The organism is Streptomyces sp. NPDC028928, assembly GCF_055564915.1.
In genome coordinates this window covers 58,814-83,304 of the sequence record NZ_JBVHVI010000012.1, presented here as the reverse complement: position 1 = coordinate 83,304, position 24,491 = coordinate 58,814, and the positions used below count along the sequence as shown (strand labels likewise).

Here is a 24,491-nt window from a genome sequence, read left to right as displayed (position 1 = left end):
TCAGAGCACCTTCTTGTCGGTCGTGCCGTCGGCCGGGGCGCCGCCGCTACCGGTGGTCGCATCGGTGGCGGTGGCGTTCTGGCCGGAGACGGAATTCTCTCCCGGGGTGGCCGTGGAGCGGCCGGGCGGGTGGGGTGCGTCGGGGGCCGGGGGCTTCGGGGGCTCGGTCTCCCAGGGGGTGCTCTCCTCGTCGTCCCGGGGCGGGCGGCGCAGCAGGGCGATCGAGCCGGAGACCGTGGTGGCGCGCAGTTTGCCGGTGCCCGCGCCGAGGCGGCCGGTGATCTTGTGGGTGCCCCACTGGCCGTGCACGCGCAGTCCGTCGAAGGCGTTGGAGATCGTGCCGCTCGCCGTGTTCGCCTCCACCTCGGCGTCCGCCGGGTGCGGCAGGCGGATGGCGATCTCGCCGGAGACGCTGGTGAGGCCGATGTCCGTGGGGCCGTCCGGGTCCAGGTCGACGATCATGGAGCCGCTGACGGAGTCGGCGCGCACGGAGGTGCCGGAGCCCTCGACCACGGTGAGGTCGCCCGAGACCGAGTGGAAGCGGAGGTCGCCGGTGACCGCCTGGGCCTCCAGGTTGCCCGACACGGTGTCCGCGCGGACGGGGCCCGAGACGCCGACGAGGGTGGTGTCACCGGTGACTCCCTTCACCACGGCGGGGCCGCGGATGCCGGAGACGACCGCTGCGGCGCTGACCACGCCCACCTCCACTCGGGTGTCGGCGGGGACGGCCAGGGAGACGACGGCGGTGCGGCGCCAGCCCTTGTGGTCGAGCCACTTGAGGAAGCCCCTCCAGGGGAGGTCGTCGTAGGCCACGGTGAGGGTGCTGCCGCGCTGGGTGACGACCAGGGGTGGGCCTTCCAGGTCCGAGACCTCCAGGCGGGCGGGGCCGTCGTCCGTGCCGACCACGTTGACCGTGCCGTTGACGATGCGGACGTGGAGGTCTCGGACCGGGGTGTCGAAGGTCAGCTTCTGGGGTTCGGTGACGGACCACTCGGACATGGGGCCTCCTCGGCCGGTCACGGTTGTGCGGGCGACGCGCCATATCGCGTCCACTGCTAAACACGATATATCGCGGCTTGGGGAAGTCAAGACACTCTTTCGAGGGCGCTTGCGCGCGGGCGCTGCTTCTGGGTGTGCGGCGCCTGGGGTGGTGTTTCGGGGGGTGCGCCGGCGTGGGTGGGGGTGTGCGCGGGGGTGGTGGCCGGAACCGTGCGGGCTGTGGGGGGCGGGGCGGGGGAGATGTCCTCGACCGGGTCTGCTTGGGCGCCCTGCGCTGGTGCCGGCCGGGGGTCGGGTCGCTTGCCCGCGCTTGCGGGGTGCCGCTGCGCCCACCCGTGCCGCCCCAGCGGCACGACTGCCCGCAGCCACGGGGTAGGGGATGCCCCTGGGGGCATGGGTGCCTGCGGCTACGAGGTGGGGGGCGCTGCTGGGTGGGGGTGGCCCAATGGCACGGCTGCCCGTGGCTGCGCGGCGTGGTGGTCGCGGTCTCGGATGGTGTGGGGCCGCTGTGGGTGGGGGGCGGATGGCCGTGGGTGGGGATGGGGGATGGGGCGCATACGCTGGGGGGAGTTGTTGGCAGGCTGATGTTTACGCAGGAGACGTGGCCCTATGTACTTCACCGACCGCGGTATCGAGGAGTTGGAGAAGCGGCGTGGCGAGGAAGAGGTCACCTTTGAGTGGCTCGCGGAGCAGCTGCGGACGTTCGTGGATCTGAACCCGGACTTCGAGGTGCCCGTGGAACGGCTGGCCACCTGGCTCGCGCGGCTCGACGACGAGGATGACGAGTAGGCGCCCGGCCGGAGTGGGCGTCCGGCCCGATAGACCCCTCCCCCTCTTTCTTCCCGGGGGTTAGCCTTCTCCTCCCATCGGCGAACGGGGGCGTCATGGCTGGAGGAGTCGAACGTGTGCGTCTGGACGACGGGACCGTCGTCTGGGCGAGGATCAGTGCCGCCGGCGAGGAGGCGCTGGACGAGGGGGGCTACTGGGACACCGGACTCGGTGACCGGGTCATCGACATGGCGGGGGGACTGGCCGGCACGGTCGGAGGCGTCGTGCGCTCCCTGCGCGCCGGTCTGGACACACCGGCCCCCGTCGAGGTCTCCGTCAGCTTCGGAATCGAACTGACGGCGCAGTCCGGCAAGATCGTGAGCGCCATCGCCGAGGGCGGCGGCACCTCCTCCCTCACCGTGTCCCTGACCTGGACCGAGCCGGCCACGGCGGCGGGCGGCGCGGACCCGGCGGTGCCGGGCGGTGGTGTCGTACCGCCGCGGTCCCCGGCCCCCGGCGTCGTATGAGCGCCTACGACGAGATGGTGCGCCCCTCGCTCGCACGCATCGGCGCACGGGGTGACGGGTATGCAACGGACCGTGACTCGTACTGGGGGTCGGGGTTCTTCATAGCCCCGGGTTGGCTGTTGACCTGCGCCCACGTCGTGGGAAAGGGGGGAGCCGCGGTGTGCCGAGGGGAGAGCGCCATGGGCGTGACCTGGCAGGAGCGCACCGCCGCCGGCGCCTGGGAGCCGCGTACCGGCACCGGGACCGCCGTCGTCGTCGCGCCCCGCCCCGCTGGTGCGCCGGCGCGCGACCCCTGGCCCTTCCCCGACCTCGCGCTCGTCCGCGTGACCGGTGCCGACGACGTGCGCTGCCTGTGGCTCGGCGACCGGGAAGCGGGCCCGCGCACCCCCCTCGGGCTCTACGGCTGGTCGGTGCAGACCGGCGAGCTGGGCATCCGGCACGGCACCGGCGAGCTGGCCGGGTCCGACGCGCGCGCCCTGCTGCTCGCGGGCAGCCTGCCCATCGGCGGACTGTCCGGCGGGCCGGTGCTCGACCTGCGGCACGGCTCCGTCATCGGTGTGATCAAGGGGCGCCGGCGCGAGGAGGGCGTCGCCGTCCCGGTCACCGCGCTCTACGAACTGCTGGACTCCCGCGAGGCGGGACGCACGGTCCGCGACGTGCTGCGCGCCCACGACCTCCACCACGCGAGCCTCCTCGACACCTCCCCGCCGTACCCGGACTGGACCGCCTTCCAGGCCGCCCTGCCCGGTCACATACCCTCCGGCTCCGCGCTCACCACCGAACTGCGCACCCGGCTCTACGGCCATCTCGCGCAGCTGCCGCCGCCGGCCGGAGCCGGCGAGGTCGTCCATCTCGTGGAGGACGTCAAGGCACAGGTGCGCGGCGAACGCCTGCCGTCGCTGGTGCTGCGGCACGTGCGGACCTGGCGCGAGGGCGCCGCGCTGCTGTACGGCCTGCGCACGCTGGACCCCGGCGGCGGCGGAACGCTGGTCGACCTGGACGCCGTACTGCTGTACGCGGCCCGCGTGGCCCGCCGGACCGCCCGGGAGCGCGCCGCGGAGGTGGACGCGGGGCGGCTGCGGGCGTTCACCGAGTGGATCGCCGGACAGGCCGCCGGCCACCGGCACTGGGCCGTCGGCGAGGCCATCCGCGCCCTGCTGGAGGGTACGGAGGAGGCTCCGCCGCCCGTGGCGCCGGTGGCGAACGGTGCGGTCGGCGTGCCCGCGCCGGCCGGCTCCGTCGAAGCGCCGTCTTCCGTCGAGTGCCTCGCGGGTACGCCGGCGCCCACCGAGCCCGCCGGAGCGCCACGCCCGGACCTCAGGGCCACCCCGGTGCCCCTACCGATACCGGCACCGGCACCCGACGAAGCCCCTTCCCCCGACACCCGCACCGACGTCCTCGTCAAGGTCGGCCCGGCCACCTACGGCCGGCACCCCTGGAGCGTGCAGCTGATCTACGGCGGGCGGGACGTCACCCCGGTCGCGGGCGACGATCTGGGCGCGCGGCCGGAGGAGTTGGCGCAGGTGCTGCGGGAGCCGTTGGCGCAGGCGCTGTGCCAGGGGGACCACGGGGAGCATCTCGCCGCGATCGAGGTGTTCCTGCCCCGCAAGCTGTTCGACCTCCCGGTGGACGACTGGCAGTTGCTGCCCGACGCCCAGGTCGCCGGCGAGGGCGACGAGGGCGACGAGGACGACGACTTCCTGGACGAGCGGTCCCTGCCGCTCGGGATGCGGCGGACCGTCGTGATCCGGGAGGTCCGGCGCAACAGCCTGCCGCCCTCCCCGGAGTGGCGCCGGCGCTGGAAGGGGGTCCGGCGCGGGCCGCTGGCGCACGGGACCCTGCACGGCCGGCCCGCCGCCGAGGGGCATCCGCCGGGGGCCGGGTCCGGCGGCAAGTACCCGTACTACGGCGCCCTGTCGGCGATGAGCGACACGTCCGTGCCCGTCTACTGCGGTCCCGTCGGCAGCGGCGAGGGCTATGCGGCGATGCGGGACGCGCTGCGCTCCGGGCACTCGGTGGTCCTGTGGCGCCGCGACCGGCATGATCATGGCGAATGCGGGGACTTCCACCAGCAGGCCGCGACGCTGCTGGGGCTCGCCGGGCACGCGGACGGGCTGCACGGACCCGTCCGTGACCTGCGCATCCGCCTGGCCGACCCGGACACCGCCCGGGCGCACGGCCTGCGCGGGAAGATCGCCGTACTGTTCGACCCGCCGGACCGGTCGCCGTACGGGACGGAGAGCATGCGTCCGCCGCCGCTGGCCGCGCCCGGTGGTTGAGGCGCCGGCCGCCCCGCCGTTCCCGGTGGACACACCGTCAACTCCGCCGAGTCGTCCGGGTGTTCGCCGGAAAGGGACAAGGGGCGCCGCGCGTCGCGAACCTCGGCGGGCGCGGCCGGCGGGCGGTAGCCTCGTACGTCGGACGGCCGGGCCCGCTGCATGATCACCAGAGCCGGGAGGAGCCCAAGGTGAACGACTGGCGGATCTACCGCGGAGTGGGTCAGCCGCACGACGGCATGCGGCGGTTGCCGGCACCGCCGCCCTGGCGCGACTTCGCCGCCTCCCGGGACGGCGCGGACAGCGGCCCGGAGGACCCCAGCAGCGCCCGCCGGCTCGGGGTGCGCCGCCGCCTGGTCGAGAACTACGCGCCGCGGCCCGCCGAGGTGGACGCGGTCAACGCGGCCCTCTATCTGCGCCGGCCCCTGCTGGTGACCGGCAACCCGGGGACGGGCAAGTCGACCCTGGCGTACGCGATCGCCCACGAACTCGGCCTCGGCAAGGTGCTGCGCTGGCCCATCGTCAGCCGTACCACCCTCCAGGACGGCCTGTACCGGTACGACGCCATCGCCCGGCTCCAGGACGTCCAGCTGGAGCGTGCCCGCGGGGACGACCGCGGGGCCGCGGCCTCCGGTATCGGCTCCTACATCCGGCTCGGGCCGCTCGGCACCGCGCTGCTGCCCGCCGACGAGCCCCGCGTGCTGCTCATCGACGAGCTGGACAAGAGCGATCTCGACCTGCCCAACGACCTGCTGAACACCCTGGAGGAGGGCGAGTTCTCGATCCCCGAGCTGGAGCGGCTGGCCGACCGGGAGCCCGTGGTGGAGGTGCTCACGCACGACGGCGACCGGGTGGCCGTGCACGGCGGGCGGATCGCCTGCACCGCCTTCCCGGTGATCGTGCTGACCTCCAACGGCGAACGCGACTTCCCCGCCCCGCTGTTGCGCCGCTGCGTCCAGCTGGAGCTGGACCCGCCCGGCGAGGAGCAGCTCACCGCCATGGTCGAGGCACACCTCGGCAGCGACGGCGTCGCCGCGGGCGCGGACCTGATCCGCCGGTTCCTGGAGCGCGAACCCGGCGAGGTGCTCGCCGCCGACCAGCTCCTCAACGCCCTCTTCCTCACCCAGCACGATCCGCACGCACAGGGCCTCACCCGGGAGCGGATCGCCGAGATGCTGATGCAACCGCTCGACCGTACGAGGTGAGAGGCGGATGCCGGGGATGCGCCTGGACGAGCTGATCGGCAAGCTGCGCCAGGGCGGGCTCCAGCCGACCGCCGAGGACGTGGCGGACGCGCTCTGGCTGGCCCGGCGGCTCGGCACGGCCCCGGCCGGGGACCACCCGGGCCCGTCCGACACCGCTCCGGAAGGGCCGCCGGGCCCGGGAGGCGTGCCGTCGGACGACCACCCGCCGGACGGCCAGACGGACGACCACCCGCCGGACGACCACACGCCGGCCGACTTCGCCGGCGCGCAGGCGTCCCGCGCGGGCGCGCCCGCCCCCGCCGTCCCCCTGCACACCCCGGCCCACGCCCTGCGCGTCCGGACCGACGGCGGCGCGCCCGCCCCGGCCGACGGCGTCCCCGCGACCTTCCCGGTGCGCGCCCCTGCCGCGGGCGCCCTGCCCGGACTCCTCGGCCTGCAGCAGGCGCTGCGTGCCCTCGGCCGCTACCGCACCGCCTCCGTACGCGGTCAGGACGAGCGGATCGACGAGGCCGCCACCGCCGACCGGGCCGCCGCCAGCGGCATCCTGCTCCCCGTCACCCGGCCCGGCCGCCGCCGGCGCTGCGACGTCCAGCTGCTCATGGACACCGGCCCCGCCATGGCCGTCTGGGGCGAGATGGTCGAGGAACTGCGCCAGGCCTGCCAGCAGTCCGGTGCCTTCGCCTCCGTCCGCGTCCACCACCTGTACGCCGACGACGCCGGCACCCCGCTCGTCGGTACGACCGCCGGTCCCGGCCGGCGCACCCGGCTGCGCCCCGCCGACGAGCTGCACGACCCCAGCGGGCGCCGGCTCACCTTCGTCATCAGCGACTGCGTGGGACCCCTGTGGCAGAACGGCACCGCGCAGCGCCTGCTGCACGGCTGGCCGCGCACCGCCCCGCTGGCCGTGGTCCAGCCGCTGCCGCCCCGGCTGTGGGGCCGTACCGCGCTGCCCGCCGAACCCGGGCTGCTGCTCCGCACCGGCGAGACCGGCGGGCGCCTCGACTTCCTGCCCGAGGACGAGCCGTGGGAGGAACCGCCGCCCGGCGCCCGGCCCGTGCCGGTGCTCCAGCCCACCCCGGAGGCGTTCGAGGCCTTCGCCCGGCTGCTGGCCGGCACCGGACCGACCCGTGAACACGCCTGGGCCGGCTACGCCCACCCCGCCGGCGCACCGGCCGCCGCCGGCCTCCTGCCGCCGGCCCGCAGCGACGACGACCTGCTGCGCGCCTTCCGCGCCGGCGCCTCGCCCGGCGCGCTGCGGCTGGCCGTCTACCTCGCCGCCGCGCCCCTCACCCTGCCCGTGATGCAGCTGGTCCAGCGGGCCATGCTGCCCGACACCGGGCCCATGGAACTGGCCGAGGTGCTGCTCGGCGGACTGCTGCGGCAGCTGCCCGGCACCGAGGACCAGCCGTGCTTCGCCTACTCGCCCCGGATGCAGGACCTGCTGCTGTCCTCCCTCGACCAGGACACCGCCGGGCTCGTCCTCAAACACTGCTCGGCCTATGTGGAACGGCACTTCGGCAAGGGCACCCGCAACTTCGCCGCCCTGGCCGCGGCCCGGCTCGCCGACCACGACCCGGCCGCCGGCACCGGGCGGCTCGCCGAGGACGGTACGGCGCGGGACGGCACCGGCAGCGTGGAGGCCGAGCTGTTCGCCCGCATCCCCGCGCGCGTGCTGCGGTTCTACCTGCCGGACCTGGTCACCCCCGACCCGCTGACCGAGGCCGAACGGCTGCTCGCCCGGTGGCGGCAGCTGGCCGACCCGGAGCTGCTGCGCAGGGCCCGGGAACAGGCCCGCGTCGCCACGGCGGGCACCACCCCGGTCGGCGAATCCGGCCGCACGGCCCGCGCCCTGCTGGTCCTCGGCCGTGTGCTGCGCGCGGAGGCCGGCACGGCGGGCGCACGCGCCGAGGGGCGGCGCGCCGGGCTGCTGCGGGAGGCCGAGGCCGAACTCGCCACCGCCTACGCGGCGGCCCCCGCCGACAGCCGGGAGCGGGCCGAGTCCGCGCTCGAACTGGCCGCCTGCCGACGGGAGTCGTGGCAGCTGACGGCCGACCCGGACCACCTGGCGGAAGCCCTGCGCACCCTGGACGCCGACACCCCGCCCTGGCCGCACGCCGCCGCCACGGCCCGTACCTGGCAGACCCGCTCCGAGGAGGGCGCCGACGGACCGGGCGAGACCGGCGCCGAGGGAGCCGTAGCGCCGAGTGGCGGTGCGGCCGGAGTGGTTCGGCGGCTGCCCGGGGGCCTCGGCGGACCCGGTGACGGCGTGGGCGCTGCCCTGTCGGCGGCCGGTGACCGGGGGCCGGACGGCGTGGCCGGAATCCCGGTCGGTCAGGACAGCGGTCGCCACGGCGTGACCGGCCCGGGAGCCGCCGCGGCACAGCCCGTGCCCTGGGAGGTGGCCGCGCACCGGGCCCGGCTGTTGCTGCGCGGGCGGATCCTGCTCGATCTGCGGCGGCCCGGTGCCGCCGTGGCCGAACTGCGCGAGGGCTGCGCGCTGTCGGTGCGGGAGCGGGTGGCCGACGCCGTGCGGGGTTCCGCGCTGCTCGATCTCGCGCGGGCGCTGCGCGGGGCCGGCGCCGAGGACGCCGAGGTCCGGCAGGCGCTCGGCGATGCGCTGCGCGCCGCCGGGGACGACCCGGAGCTGCTGCTGCCCTGCCTGGCCGCGCTGGCCGCGTTCCACGACGCCGTCGGGGAGGCCGGGGAGGCCGACGCGGCGTACGAGCGGGCCGCGCTGCTCGCGCCCGCCGACGGGCCCCTGCGCGTCCGGCTGCTCACCGCGTGGGGCGAGTCGCTGCTGCGGCGGGCCTCCGCCGGTGACGGCGCCGGTGTGGTGGACCGGGCCGAGTACGTGCTGCGCGAGGCGCTGACCTCGCTGCCCGCCCGGTCCGCGCACCGCGGCCGGCTCCAGGGCCTGGTCGGCAGCGCGCTCGCCCAGCGCTTCCGCCATCTCGGTTTCCTGCCCGACCTGTTCGAGAGCCGGCATCTGCTGGGCCAGGCGGTCCGTGCGGCGACCGACGCGGCCGTACGGGCCGAGGCCTGGCTCCAGCTCGGCCGGGTGCGGCTGGAGGGCTGGTATCACGCGGGCGCCCCGGTGCTGATGGAGGCGCTCCAGGCGTACGAGAACGCCGAGCGGGAGGCGGCGGCCGCCCACGGCGGCGACCCCGGCTCGGTGACCGCCGCCCGCGCCCGGTACGGCTGCGGGGCGGTGCTGGCGCTGATGGGACGGCCCGGCGCGGCCCGTGGCGCGTTCCGGGCGGCCCGGGAGCAGTGGCAGCGGCTCGTCGGGGCGCTGCGCGAGGTCGACTGGGCCGATGTCGAGCTGGCCCGGCGCGCGGAGGCGGAGCCCCCGGCGGTGGTGGACCGGCGGTCGCTGCCGGAGCCGGCCTGGCGGGAAACCGCGCCGCCGTGGTGGCCGTGGGCCCAGGACTGGGCCGACGCGACCGAACTTGACCGGAGTTGACCGTCCAGGGTTTCTGCTTCCGGCCTGTCGGGAAGAAGTCGGCAGCCACTGCGGCTGCGCGGGGCGGGCGTAGGGCAGGGAGGAGCCGAGGTGGGGGAGTTCACGACACGGGTGGCCGGCCTCGGCGAGGACGTCTCGCAGGTCGCGTTCCCGCCCGACCTCACCGACATCGACCTGCGGACACTGCGTGCCCTGGACGATCCGGCGGTGCTCGCCGCCGTCGCCGGGGTGCTCGCCGACCCGGAGGGGCTGTGCCGGGTCTGGTACACCACCGGAGACGACGACCTCGTGCCGGGCCGGCCCGGGCGAGCGTTTTCGGCCGGTCCCGCGCGGCAGCCCTTACACGGCGAGGACACCGTGGCATGACCGCCGGAGCCGTGGGGCCGGTGGAGCCGGTCAGCCCCGTCGGCCCGGTCCCGCCCGCGACCCTCGACGCCCTGGCCCGCACCCGGCCGCTGCCCGCGGCCACCGCCGCCCTGCAGGCCGCCCTGCACACCCGGCGGATGCTGCTGCTGAAGTCCCTCCTGGTCCGGGTCGACCGCGCCGGCGGCACCCTGCCCGCGGCGGTACGGCGGCGGTACGAGGACGACTGGGCACTGCTGGAGCGGGCCGAGCGGACCGACGCCACGGCCGTACGCGCCGTGCTCGACTACCCGACGACCGGCGCCTGGCTGGCCGCGGCGCTCGCCGCGCCCGACGGCCCGGACCTCGCGGACGGCGTCGCCGGTCTGGGCGCGGTGGCCGTCGCCGCCGCGCTGCGCGCCGGCTGCCGGTTCACCACCACCCGGGCGCTGCCGGCCGGCACCCTGGCGCTGCCCGGCATCGGGCTGCTGCGCTGCGCCCCGGGCCCGGTCCGGCTGTCCGGCCGGGCCGGGGCGCTGCGGATCACCGATGCCGCCGGCCGGACCCTGCTGCTGCCCGGCCCCGCCCCGGCCGGCCCGGGGACCCGCTGGACCGCCGACTCCTCCCCGGTCGGCCCGGGGACCCGCTGGTCCGCCGACTCCTCCCCGGCCGGGCTCGGCACCCGGTGGACCGCCGACTCCGTCCCGGCCGGGCCCGGAACTCGCTGGTCCGCCGACTCCGCCCTGGCCTGGTCGGCGCTGCACACCCTGCCCGGCGGCACCGCCGTACTCGACGACGTCGACCCCCACCGGGTGCCCGCGGGCGGTATCGGACCGGCGGCGCTGCCCGCGGCCGAGCGCCCGTACACCGACCCCGCCGCGTGGGCCGCCCGCTGGCGGGACGCGCAGGCCCTGCTGGCCGCGACGCACCCCGCCCGGGCCGCCGAGACCCTCGCGCTGGTCCGTACCGTCGTCCCGCTCGCGCCGCCCGCGGGCACCGGACCGGCGCTGAGCGCCACCGTGCGGACCGCGCCCGGCGCCGTCCTGGCCCAGTTGCCGGCCGACCGGCGGGAGCTGGCCGAACTGCTGGTGCACGAGACCCACCACACCAAGCTGGCCGTGCTGGACGAGCTGGTCCCGCTGTGGCGGCCCGGCGGCAGCCTGCACCGGGTCGGCTGGCGGCGCGATCCGCGTCCCGTCCCGGGCGTGCTCCAGGGCGCGTACGCCCACCTGGCCCTCATGGACCTGTGGTGGCGGGCCCGCACCGGACCCGCCCGGTCCTGGCGGCGGCGCGCCGCCGAGCGGTTCGAGGTGTGCCGGGAGCAGGTCGCCGAAGCCTTGTCCGTGCTGACTGAGTCCGATGAACTGACCCCGTACGGAAGGGAGTTCGTCCGGCACATGGGCAGCCACCACGCACGCCTCGGGGTGAGCGCCCATCCGCCGGGCTGACGCTCCGTAGAGGGAGTATTGCGTTACGTTATGCGTGCGGCCGCCCACGAGAGAAGGCGGCCGCGGTGGAACAGGGAGCGGCGATGGCGGAACAGCGGCGGCCGGGCGCGAACGGTACGGCGGCACCCGAGCATGTGCTCGTGGTCTTCCCGGGGTACTACCGCTCGTGGGCGGCGTGGATCGCGCAGTGCCTGGAGCGGCACGGGCACCGGGCCACCCTGCAGCGCTGGGACCCGCCGCGCGAGGTGCCGCTGGAGGACTCGCTCGGCGACCTCCTCCTGGCCAGCGGACAGGTGCTGCTGGTCCTCAACGACTGGTTCTTCGAGCTGGGCCCGCGCCCGCCGGGCGAGTGGAACGACGCGCTGCGCGGCTTCGTCGCCGCCCACGCCGACCGCTTCGCCGCGGTCAACCTCACCAACCGGCCGCTGCTGCCCGCCACCGCCGTCCTCGAACCGGCCAGCCTGTGGGCGCTGAGCGAGGAGGCCGCCGAGGAACGCCTGCTGCGCCGGCTCGGCCTCGAACCCCTCGCCCGGCCCCGCACCCTGCCCGGCCGGATCCGCTACCCCGACGAGCGCTGCGAGATCTGGGGCGAGGTGCCCCGCCGCAACCCGCGCTTCACCGGCCGCGACGACCTGCTGGGCGAACTCCACCAGCGGCTCGCCGACGCCGAGCGCGGCGCGTCCGCCTGCACGCTCGTCGGCATGTCCGGCATCGGCAAGACCCAGCTGGCCGCCGAGTACGCGCACCGCTTCAGCACCGACTACGACCTGGTGTGGTGGGTCAACAGCGACGACCGCACCATCCAGCGCGACCGCCTCGGCGAACTCGCCGTCGAACTCGGCCTGCGCATCGGCAGCGAGCCCGGCGAACGCATCCGCGCGGTCCGCAACGCGCTCAGGCGCGGGGAGCCGTACGCGAACTGGCTGCTGGTCTTCGACGGCTGGGACGACACCGACGGCGTCACCTCGCTGCTCCCGCAGGGCACCGGGCACGTGCTGATCACCTCCCGCAACCGGGGCTGGAGCGAGCACACCGACGTGCTGAAGATCCCCGCCTTCCTGCGCCCCGAGTCCACCGCCTACCTGATGCGCCGCGCCCCGCACATCACCGCGCGTGAGGCCGACGAGGTGGCCGCCGAGTTCGGTGACGTGCCGCTGCCGCTGGTGCAGGCCGCCTCCTGGCTCGGCGAGTCCGGCATGGAGGCCGCCGAGTACCTGCGGATGGTGCGCGAACGCCGGCTGTCCACCGTCGACGAGCCCGTCACCGGCGAGGGCTTCCCGCAGTCCTCCCTCACCTCCTGGGCCATACTGCTCAACCGGCTGCGCCGCTCCCAGCCCCAGGCCATCGAGGTGCTCGGACTGTGCACCTCCTTCGCCCCCGGACGCATCCCGCTCGGCCTCATCCGCGCCTACCCGCGCGCCGAGCTGCCCGAGGAACTGCGCTGGATGGCCACCGACCTGCCCGCCTGGACCCGGGCCCTGGACACCCTGGTCAACTACTCGGTGCTCACCCGCGAGACCCGCGGCCCGCTCGCCGCCGAGATGGGCCCGCACCAGGAGTCGGTGCACATGCACCGGCTCGTCCACGACATCGTCTCCAAGCTGACCAGCGACGGCAGCCACGAACTGCACCGGCGGGCGGTGCGCACCCTGCTCGCCGAGGCCGACCCCGGCAACCCCGCCGACAGCCGCAACTGGCCGCGCTACGCCGAACTGCTGCCCCACCTCGAACCCTCCGGCGCGCTGGAGAGCCGGCAGCCGCGCGTGCAGGAGCTGGTGCTGAACTGTCTGCGGTACTGCACCCGCAGCGGCGAGTACAGCAACGGCCTGGAGCTGGCCCAGCAGGTGCGCGCGCACTGGTCCCGCTTCATGGACCCCATCGACCAGCCGATGCTCGACCTGGCCACCCAGGAGGGCAACATGCTGCGCAACAGCGGCCGCTTCCGCGAGCTGTACGAGCTGCACCGCGGCGTGCTGCAGCAACTGCGGGCAGCGCCCCGGCGCAACGAGATCGGCGAGCTGGTCAGCAAGAGCGCCATCGCCTCCGGCCTGCGCTCCCTGGGCCGCTACCAGGAGGCGTACGACCTCCAGTGCGAGGTCCTCGACGGCAACGAACGGCTCCTCGGCCCGGACGAGCCGCCCACCCTGGTCGCCCGGCACAACCTCGGGGTCACCCTGCGGATGCTGGGCAGGTACGCCGAGGCGCTCGACCTCGACCTGGAGACCCTGGCCCGGCGCGAGAGCGTGCTGCGCGCCCGGCACATCAACACCCTGCACTCGGGCAACGCGGTCACCCACAGCCTGCGCCTGCTGGGCCGTTACCGGGAGGCGCTGGCCCGCCAGGAACCCGTCGTACGGCTCCATGTGCAGGTGCTCGGCCCGCAGCATCCGCAGACCCTCGAGGCCCGCTCCCAGCTGGCCATGTGCCGGCGCCGCGAGGGCGGCCACGCGCCGGACGTCGGGCCCGGCATGGCCGGCCTGCTGGACCAGCTGACCCAGCTGCACGGCCGTGAGCACTACCGCACCCTGGCGTTCCTCACCAACTACGGCAACTACCTGCGGGAACACGGTGACCTCAGCCAGGCCCGCGACCTCATCGACGAGGCCGAGGCCGGCTACCGGACCCTGCTCGGTCCCGCGCACCCGGTGGCCACCGGGATGCTCTCCAACACCGGGCTGGTGATGCAGGCGGCCGGCGAGCGCGGCGAGGCCCTGTCCATGTTCGAGTCCGCCCTCGCCGGCCTCGGCGCCACGCTCGGCCCGGACCATCCGTGGGTCCTGGGCTGCGCCCTCAACGCGGCCGGCGCGCGCAACTTCAACGGCCGGATCGAGGACGCGACGGAACTGAGCCGGGACACCCTGCGCCGCTCCCGCCACACGCTGGGCCACGAGCACCCGCTGACCCTCTCCTGCCAAGTGGCGCTGGCCGCGGACCTCCGCGCGGCCCACGAACAGGACGAGGCCGGGAAGCTGGAGGAGGACGCCTTGCTCGCCCTCACCCGCACACTGGGCGCCCAGCACCCCCACACCATCTCGGCCCGCCAACGCGTCCGCCCGTACTGGGACTTCGAGGCCTACCTGGGCTGAAGCGCCCCATACGCAGGCGAAGGGCCCGGTACCGAGCAGAAACTCGGTACCGGGCCCTTGCCTTCGGCTGACCGCCGGAGGCACTACGCGTCGAAGACCTCGCGCACCAGCTGCTCCTGCTCAGCCTGGTGCCGCTTCGCGGAGCCCACCGCCGGGGACGACGAGTGCGGGCGCGAGATGCGGCGCAGGCGCTCGCCGGCCGGGATGTCCGCGCCGACCGCCAGGTCCAGGTGGTCGATCAGGTTGAGCGCGATGAACGGCCAGGCACCCTGGTTCGCCGGCTCCTCCTGCGCCCACAGGTACTTCTCGGCGTTCGGGTACTTGTTGACCTCCGCCTGAAGCTCCGCACCCGGCAGCGGGTACAGCCGCTCGATGCGGATGATCGCCGTGTCCGTGGCACCCCGCTTCTGCCGCTCGGCCTCCAGGTCGTAGTAGACCTTGCCGGCGCAGAAGACGACCTTGCGCACCGCGGCCGGGTCGACCGTGCTGTCGCCGATGACCGGGCGGAACTCGCCCGTCGTGAACTCCTCCGCCTTCGAGGCCGCGGCCTTCAGGCGCAGCATCGACTTCGGGGTGAAGACGACCAGCGGCTTGTGGTGCGGGTTGTGCACCTGCCACCGCAGGAGGTGGAAGTAGTTCGACGGCGAGGTCGGCATGGCGACCGTCATGTTGTTCTGCGCACACAGCTGGAGGAACCGCTCGGGACGCGCGGACGAGTGGTCCGGGCCCTGGCCCTCGTAGCCGTGCGGCAGGAGCAGGACGACGCCGGACGTCTGGCTCCACTTCTGCTCCGCCGACGAGATGAACTCGTCCACGACCGTCTGCGCGCCGTTGACGAAGTCGCCGAACTGCGCCTCCCACATCACGAGCGCGTCGGGGCGGGCCAGCGAGTAGCCGTACTCGAAGCCCATCGCCGCGTACTCGGAGAGCAGCGAGTTGTAGACGTTCAGCCGGGCCTGGTCCTCGGAGAGGTACTGCAGCGGGGTGTACTCCTCGCCGGTCTCCCGGTCGATCAGCACCGCGTGCCGCTGGCCGAAGGTGCCGCGCTGGGAGTCCTGGCCCGCGAGGCGGACCGGGGTGCCCTCCAGCAGCAGGGAGCCGATGGCCAGGGTCTCGCCCATGCCCCAGTCGATCGTGCCGTCCTCGACCATCGCCGCCCGGCGCTGCAGCTGCGGCTGGAGGCGCGGGTGGACGGTGATGTGGTCGGGGATGTTGACCTGGGACTCGGCGATCCGCTTGACGACCTCCGAGGAGACCGCGGTCGGGACCGCGACCGGGAAGCCGTCCTGGGGTGCCTGGACGTCGCCGACGGCCGGCTGGGAGGTGGCCTCGCGGACCTCGGTGAAGACCTTCTCCAGCTGGCCCTGGTAGTCCTGCAGGGCCTGCTCGGCCTCTTCCAGGGTGATGTCGCCGCGACCGATGAGGGACTCGGTGTAGAGCTTGCGCACCGAGCGCTTCTTGTCGATCAGGTCGTACATCAGCGGCTGGGTGAAGGCCGGGTTGTCCGACTCGTTGTGACCGCGGCGGCGGTAGCAGATGAGGTCGATTACCACGTCCTTGTTGAACGCCTGGCGGAACTCGAAGGCGAGCCGCGCGACGCGGACGACGGCCTCGGGGTCGTCACCGTTCACGTGGAAGATCGGGGCCTCGATCATGCGCGCGACGTCCGTCGCGTACATCGACGAACGCGAGGACTCGGGCGCGGCGGTGAAGCCGACCTGGTTGTTGATGACGATGTGGACCGTGCCGCCGGTGCGGTAGCCGCGCAGCTGCGACATGTTCAGGGTCTCGGCCACCACGCCCTGGCCCGCGAAGGCCGCGTCGCCGTGGATCGCCACCGGCAGGACCGTGAAGTCCGTGCCGCCCTTGTTGATGATGTCCTGCTTGGCGCGGGCGACGCCCTCCAGGACCGGGTCCACCGCCTCCAGGTGGGAGGGGTTGGCGACCAGCGAGACCTTGATCTGCTCGCCGTCCAGGCCGGTGAAGGTGCCCTCGGCGCCCAGGTGGTACTTCACGTCGCCGGAGCCGTGCATCGACTTCGGGTCGAGGTTGCCCTCGAACTCGCGGAAGATCTGCGCGTACGACTTGCCGACGATGTTGGCCAGCACGTTCAGCCGGCCGCGGTGGGCCATGCCGATGACGACCTCGTCCAGGCGGGACTCGGCCGCGGAGTCGATGACCGCGTCCAGCAGCGGGATGACGGACTCGCCGCCCTCCAGCGAGAAGCGCTTCTGGCCGACGTACTTCGTCTGCAGGAACGTCTCGAAGGCTTCCGCCGCGTTCAGCCGGCGCAGGATGCGCAGCTGCTCCTCGCGCTCCATCTTGGAGTGCGGGCGCTCCACGCGGTCCTGGATCCACTTGCGCTGCTTGGGGTCCTGGATGTGCATGAACTCGATGCCGGTGGTGCGGCAGTACGAGTCGCGGAGCACACCGAGGATGTCGCGCAGCTTCATCATCGACTTGCCGGCGAAGCCGCCGACGGCGAACTCGCGCTCCAGGTCCCACAGGGTGAGGCCGTGCTCGACGATGTCCAGGTCGGGGTGCTTGCGCTGCTTGTACTCCAGCGGGTCGGTGTCGGCCATGACATGGCCGCGCACCCGGTAGGAGTGGATCAGCTCGAAGACGCGGGCGGCCTTGGTGACGTCGTCGTCGTGCGAGGCGTCGATGTCGCGCAGCCAGCGGACCGGCTCGTACGGGATGCGCAGCGCCTCGAAGATGTCGTCGTAGAAGCCGTTCTCGCCGAGCAGCAGGTTGGCGACGGTGCGCAGGAACTCGCCGGAGGCGGCGCCCTGGATGACCCGGTGGTCGTAGGTCGACGTGAGCGTCATGACCTTGGAGACGCCGAGCTTGTTCAGGGTGTCCTGGCTGGTGCCCTGGAACTCCGCCGGGTAGTCCATGGAGCCGACGCCCATGATCACGGACTGGCCGGGCATCAGACGCGGCACGGAGTGGACGGTGCCGAGGCCGCCGGGGTTCGTGAGGGAGACCGTCACACCGGTGAAGTCGTCCATCGTCAGCTTGCCGTCACGGGCGCGGCGGACGATGTCCTCGTAGGCCTGCCAGAACTCGAAGAAGTTCAGCGTCTCGGCCTTCTTGATGGCGGCCACGACGAGCTGGCGGTCGCCGTTGGGCTTCACCAGGTCGATGGCCAGGCCGAGGTTGACGTGCGCCGGCTTGATCAGGGTCGGCTTGCCGTCCTTGACGCCGTACGACCAGTTCATCGACGGCATGGCCTTGATGGCCTGCACCATCGCGTACCCGATGATGTGCGTGAAGGAGATCTTCCCGCCGCGGGCGCGCTTGAGGTGGTTGTTGATGACGATCCGGTTGTCGAACAGCAGCTTCACCGGGACGGCGCGGACCGAGGTGGCGGTCGGCATCTCCAGCGAGGCGTCCATGTTCTTCGCGACCGCGGCGGACGGGCCGCGCAGCGTGATCAGCTCGGGACCCTCGGGGGCTTCCTTCGCGGGGACGGCCTTCGCCTTGGGCTGAGCGGGCGCCTGTGCGGGCTGCGCCGGCTTGGCCGGGGCGGGGGCGGCCTTGGCCGCGGGAGCCGGGGCCTGAGCGGGGGCCGCGGCGGGCTTCGCGGGAGCCGGGGCGGCGGCCTGGGGGGCCGGGGCCGGGGCCGCGGGCTGGGGCTTCGGGGCCGTGGTGGTCTCTGCGGCCCCCGTGGCCGCAGTACCCGCCGGAGCCGGGGTGGCAGGAGCCCCCGGCTTGTAATCGGCGAAGAAGTCCCACCAGGCGCGGTCTACCGAATTCGGGTCCTGGAGGTACTGCTGATAGATCTCGTCGACGAGCCACTCGTTCGGACCGAACGCGGCAGCGGGGTTCTTCCCGGCTTGGTCGTCGGTGGAGATGCTCGAGTTACTGGGGGACTGTGGCGACACGGCGGCAACCGCCCTCTTCCGCTTCACAAGGTGATGGACAGCGGGAATAAAGGCTACGCCTCCATGGCCGGGAAGGTCAGGTCGAGCAAGGTCATCGTCGTGTAAGTCACATCAAGAATCTTGTTTCAGGGCTTGAAATGGCGGGAAACAAGCGTGGTTCCGCATGTGAGAGGGTGCGCGGGCCCGGGCCCGGCGCGTCTTCGTTCGACGGGTGGCGCGGGCCTGCCCCGATCACACGTGTCCAGCTGCGCGGAGCGGCAGCGACCGTCGTGGATCTTGTGCTTCCGGTTCGGACTTTACGTCAACTTGGGACGGAAGTCAGTCCCGGAAGAGTGACGATGATCCGGCAGCCCCGCTCGGATTCGGCCACACCGATCCGGCCGCCGTGCAGATCCACCGCCCACCGGGCGATGGCCAGCCCCAGCCCCGTACCGCCGTCGCTGCCCGGACCGTGCGGCCGGGTGACGGCACCCCGGTTGAACCGCTCGAACACCCGGTGCCAGTCGGACCGGGGTATGCCGGGGCCCTCGTCCAGGACCTCCAGTTCCAGCGACTCCGGCTGCGGTCCGCGCCGCGCCCGCACGGTCACCCGGCCGTGCGGCGGGCTGTGCTTGACCGCGTTGTCGATCAGGTTGGCGACGACCTGGTGGATGCGCTCGGGGTCGGCGTGCGCGGTCAGCTCCGGCGGGGAGACGTCGAGGTGCAGATGGACGTCCGTGCGCGTGTGGCTGCCGGAACCGGAGGCGATGCCCGCGCGGGCGGAGGCGACCATGTTGGCCTCCTTCAGCACGCCCGACAGATACGGCCACACCTCGAACCGGCGCAGCTTCAGCGGTACGACGCCGTTGTCCAGCCGCGACAGGTCCAGCAGGGTCTCCACCAGGCGGCCGAGCCGCTCGGTCTGCTTCAGGGCCGTCCGCATGGTCTCCGGGTCGGCCTCGGTGACCCCGTCCACGATGTTCTCCAGCACCGCGCGCAGCCCGGCGATGGGCGTGCGCAGCTCGTGGGAGACGTTCGCGACCAGCTCCTTGCGCTGGCTGTCCTGGGCCTCCAGCTCGTCGGCCATGACGTTGATCGTCTGGGCCAGGTCGCCGAGTTCGTCCCGCCGGTTCTCGCGCACCCGGCGGGTGTAGTCGCCCTGGGAGATGGAGCGGGCCACCGCGTTCATCTCGTCCAGCGGCATGGTGAGCGAGTGCGCCACGAACTGCGTGATCAGCAGCGTGGCGATCATCGAGAACACCGTGATGAAGCGCAGCTCCGTCTTGGTGTGCACCGCGACGATCGACAGACCGGTGGTGATCAGCACCGAGATGACGACCAGCGCGCCCAGCTTGGTCTTGATCGAGAACGGGCGTACGCCGCCCCAGGGGTCCTCGCCGAGGTTCCCGGGGCTCCTCCGTGCGGTCCGGCGCCCGTCGCCGCTCACGGGGTCGGTGTCTCCAGCGCGTAGCCCACGCCGTGCACCGTACGGATCCGCTCGGCGCCGATCTTCCGCCGCAGCGCCTTGATGTGGCTGTCGACCGTGCGGGTGCCGGAGGCGTCCGCCCAGTCCCACACCTCGGCCAGCAGCTGCTCCCGGGAGAGCACCGCGCGCGGGGTGTTCGCCAGGCACACCAGCAGGTCGAACTCGGTGGGCGTCAGGTGGACGTCCTCGGACTTCACCCGCACCCTGCGCTGCGCGTGGTCGATCTCCAGCTCGCCGAGGCGCAGGATGCCGGAGCGGGGCGTGGCGGCGGCCAGCGCGGCCCGCTCCACCCGGCGCAGCAGCACGTGCACGCGTGCCGCCAGCTCCCGCATCGAGAACGGCTTGGTCATGTAGTCGTCGGCGCCGACGCCGAGCCCGACCAGCATGTCCGTCTCGTCGTCCCGCGCGGTCAGCATCAGCACCGGCACCGGCCGCTGGGCCTGCACCCGCCGGCACACCTCCAGCCCGTCGAAGCCGGGCAGCATGATGTCGAGGATCAGCAGGTCGGGCTGCCAGGCCTCGGCCGTGTCGACCGCGGCCGGACCGTCGGCCGCCGTTTGCACCAGAAATCCCTCGGCGCGGAGCCGGGCCGCGATGGCGTCGACGATCGTGGGATCGTCCTCGACGACCAGCACCCGGCGCTGTGCGCCCGGGGTGGTCGTCGCCGCGCCGCTCTGGGAGGTGTGTGTCTGCTCCATCGCCCGCCCCTGTTGTTGCTTTCCGGAATCCGTGGGGTGATCCCATGTCTGCGTTTGACGCTTGAATGATCCGCGTCAGGGCAGCACATTACGGGGACTCACCGCGCTGTCGCTATCCAGGTCGGACACCGAGGTGGACGGCGTCCGGAACGCCCCGGGCAACCGGCACCTCTTCGGTACGCACCTGCTGGAACCCGGCATTCCGCAAGCTTCCTTCAAATTCCGGAGAGGGCTCGGCGGACCACACCGCGAGCACTCCGCCGGGCCTCAACACCCGTGCGCACGCGGCGAGTCCGGCCGGCGAGTAGAGGCTGTCGTTGTCCTCCGTGACGGTCCAGCCGGGCCCGTTGTCGATGTCGAGGCACAGCGCGTCGAACGTGTCCGATGTCTCATTGACGTATCTCACGAGATCCGCTTCCACGATCGTGGTCCGCGGGTCGGCGAGCGCGCCCGCGGACACCTCGGCCAGCGGTCCGTCCCGGTGCCAGCCGATGACGGCGGGCTCCCGCTCCACCACGGTGATCCGTCCCCACCGGGGGTCGGCGGCGGCGTGTGCGAGCGAGAACCCCACGCCCAGCCCGCCGATCAGCACCTCGGGCGCCGGCCGCCCGTCCAGCGCGGCACGGGCCGCGTCGACCAGCAGCCGCTCCGAACGGCCGTCGGAGGTGTCCATCAGGAAGCAGCCGTTGGCGATGATCTGCAGCAGCGCGCCGTGTCTGCGCAGCACCACCTCGCCGTACGGGCCGTCGCGCCGGTCCAGGACAACAGGAGAGTCGTACACGGCAGTCATGCCCCCATCCTGCTTGAACGGCGCTGGGCATTCACGGGAATTGCGCATGACGCCCCGGACGTGTGCCGCGGGCCGGGGCCCGGACGCGGCCGGCCGGTGAGAGGTTGCTGTGAAACCGCTCTCGCGTGGCGTCGGTCATAGACAGCGGCACACCGAGCGCGAAGGGTGGGGCGTGACGGAAGGAGCGCCTCACCGTGGAACGGAGCACGAAGGGCCCCGCGCAGGAGGCGTCCCCGCCCGCGCCGGGCACGCCCCTTCCGGACGGCACGGCCGCCGCCGTGCCCCCGGTCCTCGCGGGCCTGCTGGACGGCATACCCCGCCAGCGCGCCGCCGCGCCCCCCGCTCCGGCCGCGCCCCCGCCCCGCCCGCTGCCCCGCCCCTGGCACCTGCTGCCGACCCCCGCCGGCACCCCGTTCACCTTCGCCTACGCGGCCGTCCTGGCCGTCACCTCCCTGGTCGCGACCCTGGCCGACCCCGGCCTGGTGCACACGCTGTACCAGGACTCCAGTACGGACGTGGCCCACCTGGTACGCACGCCCGTGCTGGTGCTGCTGGCGAGCGCGCTGTGGATCGCGGGCGGGATCGTCTCGCCGTACGCCGTCGCCTTCGTGCTGGTGCTCACCGCGCTGGAGCGGCGGACGGGCGGGCTGCGGGCCGCCGGAGTCTTCCTGGCCGGCCATGTCCTGGCCACCCTCGCCACCGAGGTCCCGGTGGGCCTCGCCGTCCTCGTCGGCCACCTGCCCGAGACCTCGCTGCACCGCCTGGACTACGGCATCAGCTTCGGCGTGGCCGCCAGCACGGGGGCCCTGGCGGGCCTGCTCCGCCCGTGGCTGCGCTGGCCCCTGCTGGCAGTGGCGGCCGGCGCGCTCCTGAACGACCTGCTGGCGTACGCCGATCCCCTGACCGACTGGGGCCATCTGATCGCCCTGGCGATCGGCGTATCGGCCTGGCCTTTCGTACGCCGCCGGCACCAGGCGACCTGAGGGGTGCCCGCAGCTCGTCCCCCTTTGGCGCACATGATCGCTCACAGCGAACACACACTCGGGAACAATGCGAGGCGCCAGAACATTGAGTCGGCATAGCTCAAGTTGACTGCCGAAGGGGAGATCATGGCTGCTGAGTCACCGGCGTTCACGCTGACCCTGCCCGTGCTGCCGCTCGACGACGAGGTCGTGCTGCCCGGGATGGTGGTTCCGCTGGACCTGAGCGACGCCGAGGTGCGGGCCGCGGTGGAGGCCGCGCAGGCCGCCGCCCGCTCCGAACCCGGAAAGCCCAAGGTGCTGCTGGTGCCGCGCATCGACGGCACGTACGCGAAGACCGGCGTCCTCGGCACGGTCGAGCAGGTCGGCCGGCTGGCCGACGGTGACCCGGGGGCCCTGATCCGCGGCCGGAGCCGGGTCCGCATCGGCGCCGGCACCACCGGCCCGGGCGCCGCGCTCTGGGTCGAGGGCGCCCGCGTCGAGGAGAGCGTGCCGGAGCCGCTGCCGGGTCAGGTGGCGGAGCTGGTCAAGGAGTACAAGGCGCTCGCCACCACCTGGCTGAAGAAGCGCGGCGCCTGGCAGGTCGTGGACCGCGTCCAGGCCATCGACGACGTGTCGGCGCTCGCCGACAACTCCGGCTACTCGCCGTTCCTGACCACCGAGCAGAAGGTCGAACTGCTGGAGACGGCCGATCCGGTGGCCCGCCTCAAGCTCGCCACGCAGCAGCTGCGCGACCACCTCGCGGAGCAGGACGTCGCCGAGACCATCGCCAAGGACGTCCAGGAGGGCGTCGACAAGCAGCAGCGCGAGTTCCTGCTGCGCCGTCAGCTGGAGGCCGTGCGCAAGGAGTTGCGCGAGCTGAACGGCGAGAAGGAGGGAGAGGAGTCCGACGACTACCGCGCCCGCGTCGAGGCCGCCGACCTGCCGGAGAAGGTCCGCGAGGCCGCCCTGAAGGAGGTCGACAAGCTGGAGCGCGCCTCCGACCAGTCGCCGGAGGGCTCCTGGATCCGCACCTGGCTGGACACCGTCCTGGAAATGCCGTGGAACGAGCGGACCGAGGACGCGTACGACATCCAGGGCGCGAAGGCGGTGCTGGACGCCGAGCACGCCGGTCTGGAGGACGTGAAGGAGCGCATCACCGAGTACCTGGCCGTGCGCAAGCGGCGCACCGACCGGGGCCTGGGTGTCATCGGCGGGCGGCGCGGCGGTGCCGTACTCGCCCTGGTCGGCCCCCCTGGTGTCGGAAAGACCAGCCTGGGGGAGAGTGTCGCGCACGCCATGGGCCGCAAGTTCGTCCGGGTCGCCCTCGGCGGCGTCCGCGACGAGGCCGAGATCCGCGGTCACCGCCGTACGTACGTCGGTGCGCTGCCCGGCCGGATCGTGCGCGCGATCAAGGAGGCCGGGTCGATGAACCCGGTGGTCCTGCTGGACGAGATCGACAAGGTGGGCTCCGACTTCCGGGGCGACCCGGCCGCCGCCCTCCTCGAAGTGCTCGACCCGGCGCAGAACCACACCTTCCGGGACCACTACCTGGAGGTCGAGCTGGACCTGTCCGACGTGGTCTTCCTCGCCACCGCCAACGTCCTGGAGGCGATCCCGGAGGCTCTCGCGGACCGGATGGAGATCGTCCGCCTGGACGGCTACACCGAGGACGAGAAGGTCGTCATCGCCCGCGACCACCTGCTCCCGCGCCAGCTGGAGCGGGCCGGCCTGGACAAGGACGAGGTCACGCTGGACGAGAGCGCGCTGCGCAAGCTCGCCGGCGAGTACACCCGCGAGGCGGGCGTGCGGACCCTGGAGCGGTCCATCGCCCGGCTGCTGCGGAAGATCGCCGCCCAGAACGAACTCGGCGAGCGCGAGCTGCCGTTCACCGTCACCGACGGCGATCTGCGCGCGCTGATCGGCCGCCCGCACCACGTGCCCGAGTCCGCCCAGGACCCGGCCGAGCGCCGGACGGCCGTGCCCGGCGTGGCGACCGGCCTCGCGGTCACCGGCGCCGGCGGCGACGTGCTGTACGTGGAGGCCTCCCTGGCCGACCCGGAGACCGGCGCGGCGGGGCTGACCCTGACCGGCCAGCTGGGCGACGTGATGAAGGAGTCGGCGCAGATCGCCCTGAGCTTCCTGCGCAGCCACGGCGCCGAACTGGAGCTGCCGGTGGCCGACCTGAAGGACCGGGGCGTGCACATCCACTTCCCGGCGGGCGCGGTGCCGAAGGACGGCCCGAGCGCGGGCATCACGATGACCACGGCCCTCGCCTCGCTGCTCTCCGGCCGCCTGGTCCGCACCGACGTCGCCATGACCGGCGAGGTCTCGCTGACCGGCCGGGTGCTGCCGATCGGCGGCGTGAAGCAGAAGCTGCTCGCCGCCCACCGCGCCGGGGTGACCACCGTGATCATCCCCAAGCGCAACGAGCCCGACCTGGACGACGTCCCGGCCGAGGTGCTGGACAAGCTGGACGTCCACGCCGTGACCGATGTCCGCCAGGTCCTGGAACTGGCGCTCGCGCCCGCCACGAGCGACGCGGCGCCGGAGGTTCCGGTAGCGGCGTGACGACCGC

Annotated in this window: 15 protein-coding genes; 10 read left to right on the top strand and 5 right to left on the bottom strand. The window is 73.7% G+C overall.

Features of this window, described 5'->3' with window-relative positions; all coding sequences use genetic code 11:
* Positions 1 to 999, bottom strand: a complete 999-nt coding sequence (locus ACZ4U1_RS27365) for a DUF4097 family beta strand repeat-containing protein (protein ID WP_467906792.1) — start codon at positions 997 to 999, stop codon at positions 1 to 3.
* A gap of 609 nt (positions 1,000 to 1,608) precedes the next feature.
* Between ACZ4U1_RS27365 and ACZ4U1_RS27360 the strand changes: the two genes are divergently transcribed.
* The 8 genes from ACZ4U1_RS27360 (at position 1,609) to fxsT (ending at position 14,114) form a co-directional block, all read left to right on the top strand.
* A complete protein-coding gene (locus tag ACZ4U1_RS27360) occupies positions 1,609 to 1,788 on the top strand; it encodes a DUF6104 family protein (RefSeq protein WP_003992906.1) in 180 nt (59 codons plus the stop codon).
* 116 nt (positions 1,789 to 1,904) lie between these two features.
* Complete coding sequence (locus tag ACZ4U1_RS27355; protein ID WP_467906790.1) at positions 1,905 to 2,294, top strand: CU044_2847 family protein; 390 nt, start codon at positions 1,905 to 1,907, stop codon at positions 2,292 to 2,294.
* Positions 2,291 to 4,573 carry a VMAP-C domain-containing protein gene (locus tag ACZ4U1_RS27350; RefSeq protein WP_467906788.1) on the top strand — a complete coding sequence of 761 codons (2,283 nt, stop codon included), beginning with the start codon at positions 2,291 to 2,293 and terminating at the stop codon, positions 4,571 to 4,573. The genes ACZ4U1_RS27355 and ACZ4U1_RS27350 overlap by 4 nt, the downstream gene beginning before the upstream one ends.
* A 188-nt stretch (positions 4,574 to 4,761) precedes the next feature.
* Positions 4,762 to 5,775, top strand: a complete 1,014-nt coding sequence (locus ACZ4U1_RS27345; protein ID WP_467906787.1) for an AAA family ATPase — start codon at positions 4,762 to 4,764, stop codon at positions 5,773 to 5,775.
* A 7-nt stretch (positions 5,776 to 5,782) separates the two neighbouring features.
* Complete coding sequence (locus ACZ4U1_RS27340) at positions 5,783 to 9,238, top strand: SAV_2336 N-terminal domain-related protein (RefSeq protein WP_467906785.1); 3,456 nt, start codon at positions 5,783 to 5,785, stop codon at positions 9,236 to 9,238.
* Between the two features lie 90 nt (positions 9,239 to 9,328).
* Positions 9,329 to 9,604 carry a hypothetical protein gene (locus ACZ4U1_RS27335; protein ID WP_467906783.1) on the top strand — a complete coding sequence of 92 codons (276 nt, stop codon included), beginning with the start codon at positions 9,329 to 9,331 and terminating at the stop codon, positions 9,602 to 9,604.
* Positions 9,601 to 11,028, top strand: coding sequence for an aKG-HExxH-type peptide beta-hydroxylase (locus tag ACZ4U1_RS27330; protein WP_467906781.1), 1,428 nt, complete (start codon positions 9,601 to 9,603; stop codon positions 11,026 to 11,028). The genes ACZ4U1_RS27335 and ACZ4U1_RS27330 overlap by 4 nt, the downstream gene beginning before the upstream one ends.
* Before the next feature lie 83 nt (positions 11,029 to 11,111).
* On the top strand, positions 11,112 to 14,114 hold the full coding sequence (fxsT, locus tag ACZ4U1_RS27325) for an FxSxx-COOH system tetratricopeptide repeat protein (RefSeq protein WP_467906779.1): 3,003 nt from the start codon (positions 11,112 to 11,114) through the stop codon (positions 14,112 to 14,114).
* An 83-nt stretch (positions 14,115 to 14,197) separates the two neighbouring features.
* Here the strand turns inward: fxsT and ACZ4U1_RS27320 are convergent, their stop codons facing one another.
* The 4 genes from ACZ4U1_RS27320 to ACZ4U1_RS27305 form a co-directional block, all read right to left on the bottom strand.
* Positions 14,198 to 18,001 (bottom strand): multifunctional oxoglutarate decarboxylase/oxoglutarate dehydrogenase thiamine pyrophosphate-binding subunit/dihydrolipoyllysine-residue succinyltransferase subunit, encoded by a 3,804-nt coding sequence (locus ACZ4U1_RS27320; protein ID WP_467906777.1) that lies wholly within the window; start codon positions 17,999 to 18,001, stop codon positions 14,198 to 14,200.
* Between the two features lie 301 nt (positions 18,002 to 18,302).
* Positions 18,303 to 19,427, bottom strand: coding sequence for a HAMP domain-containing sensor histidine kinase (locus ACZ4U1_RS27315; protein WP_467906775.1), 1,125 nt, complete (start codon positions 19,425 to 19,427; stop codon positions 18,303 to 18,305).
* Entirely contained in the window at positions 19,424 to 20,164 is a 741-nt protein-coding gene (locus tag ACZ4U1_RS27310; protein WP_189306523.1) for a response regulator transcription factor, read from the bottom strand. Before ACZ4U1_RS27310 ends, ACZ4U1_RS27315 begins: the two co-directional genes overlap by 4 nt.
* 112 nt (positions 20,165 to 20,276) lie before the next feature.
* Positions 20,277 to 20,954, bottom strand: coding sequence for a spermine/spermidine synthase domain-containing protein (locus tag ACZ4U1_RS27305; protein ID WP_467906773.1), 678 nt, complete (start codon positions 20,952 to 20,954; stop codon positions 20,277 to 20,279).
* Between the two features lie 194 nt (positions 20,955 to 21,148).
* Here ACZ4U1_RS27305 and ACZ4U1_RS27300 point away from each other — a divergent pair, with 194 nt between their 5' ends.
* Together ACZ4U1_RS27300 and lon are read left to right on the top strand one after the other, a co-directional pair.
* A complete protein-coding gene (locus tag ACZ4U1_RS27300; protein WP_467906771.1) occupies positions 21,149 to 21,937 on the top strand; it encodes a rhomboid-like protein in 789 nt (262 codons plus the stop codon).
* A 126-nt stretch (positions 21,938 to 22,063) separates the two neighbouring features.
* Positions 22,064 to 24,484 (top strand): endopeptidase La, encoded by a 2,421-nt coding sequence (gene lon, locus ACZ4U1_RS27295; protein WP_467906769.1) that lies wholly within the window; start codon positions 22,064 to 22,066, stop codon positions 24,482 to 24,484.
* The last annotated feature ends 7 nt before the right edge of the window (positions 24,485 to 24,491 follow it).

What these genes read in the sequence shown, in the direction of transcription:
- lon (WP_467906769.1), top strand. Translation starts at nt 22,064, where the DNA reads ATGGCTGCTGAGTCACCGGCGTTCACGCTGACCCTGCCCGTGCTGCCG.
- ACZ4U1_RS27310 (WP_189306523.1), bottom strand. Translation starts at nt 20,164, where the DNA reads ATGGAGCAGACACACACCTCCCAGAGCGGCGCGGCGACGACCACCCCG.
- ACZ4U1_RS27330 (WP_467906781.1), top strand. Translation starts at nt 9,601, where the DNA reads ATGACCGCCGGAGCCGTGGGGCCGGTGGAGCCGGTCAGCCCCGTCGGC.
- ACZ4U1_RS27305 (WP_467906773.1), bottom strand. Translation starts at nt 20,954, where the DNA reads ATGACTGCCGTGTACGACTCTCCTGTTGTCCTGGACCGGCGCGACGGC.
- ACZ4U1_RS27340 (WP_467906785.1), top strand. Translation starts at nt 5,783, where the DNA reads ATGCCGGGGATGCGCCTGGACGAGCTGATCGGCAAGCTGCGCCAGGGC.
- ACZ4U1_RS27350 (WP_467906788.1), top strand. Translation starts at nt 2,291, where the DNA reads ATGAGCGCCTACGACGAGATGGTGCGCCCCTCGCTCGCACGCATCGGC.
- ACZ4U1_RS27365 (WP_467906792.1), bottom strand. Translation starts at nt 999, where the DNA reads ATGTCCGAGTGGTCCGTCACCGAACCCCAGAAGCTGACCTTCGACACC.
- ACZ4U1_RS27360 (WP_003992906.1), top strand. Translation starts at nt 1,609, where the DNA reads ATGTACTTCACCGACCGCGGTATCGAGGAGTTGGAGAAGCGGCGTGGC.
- fxsT (WP_467906779.1), top strand. Translation starts at nt 11,112, where the DNA reads ATGGCGGAACAGCGGCGGCCGGGCGCGAACGGTACGGCGGCACCCGAG.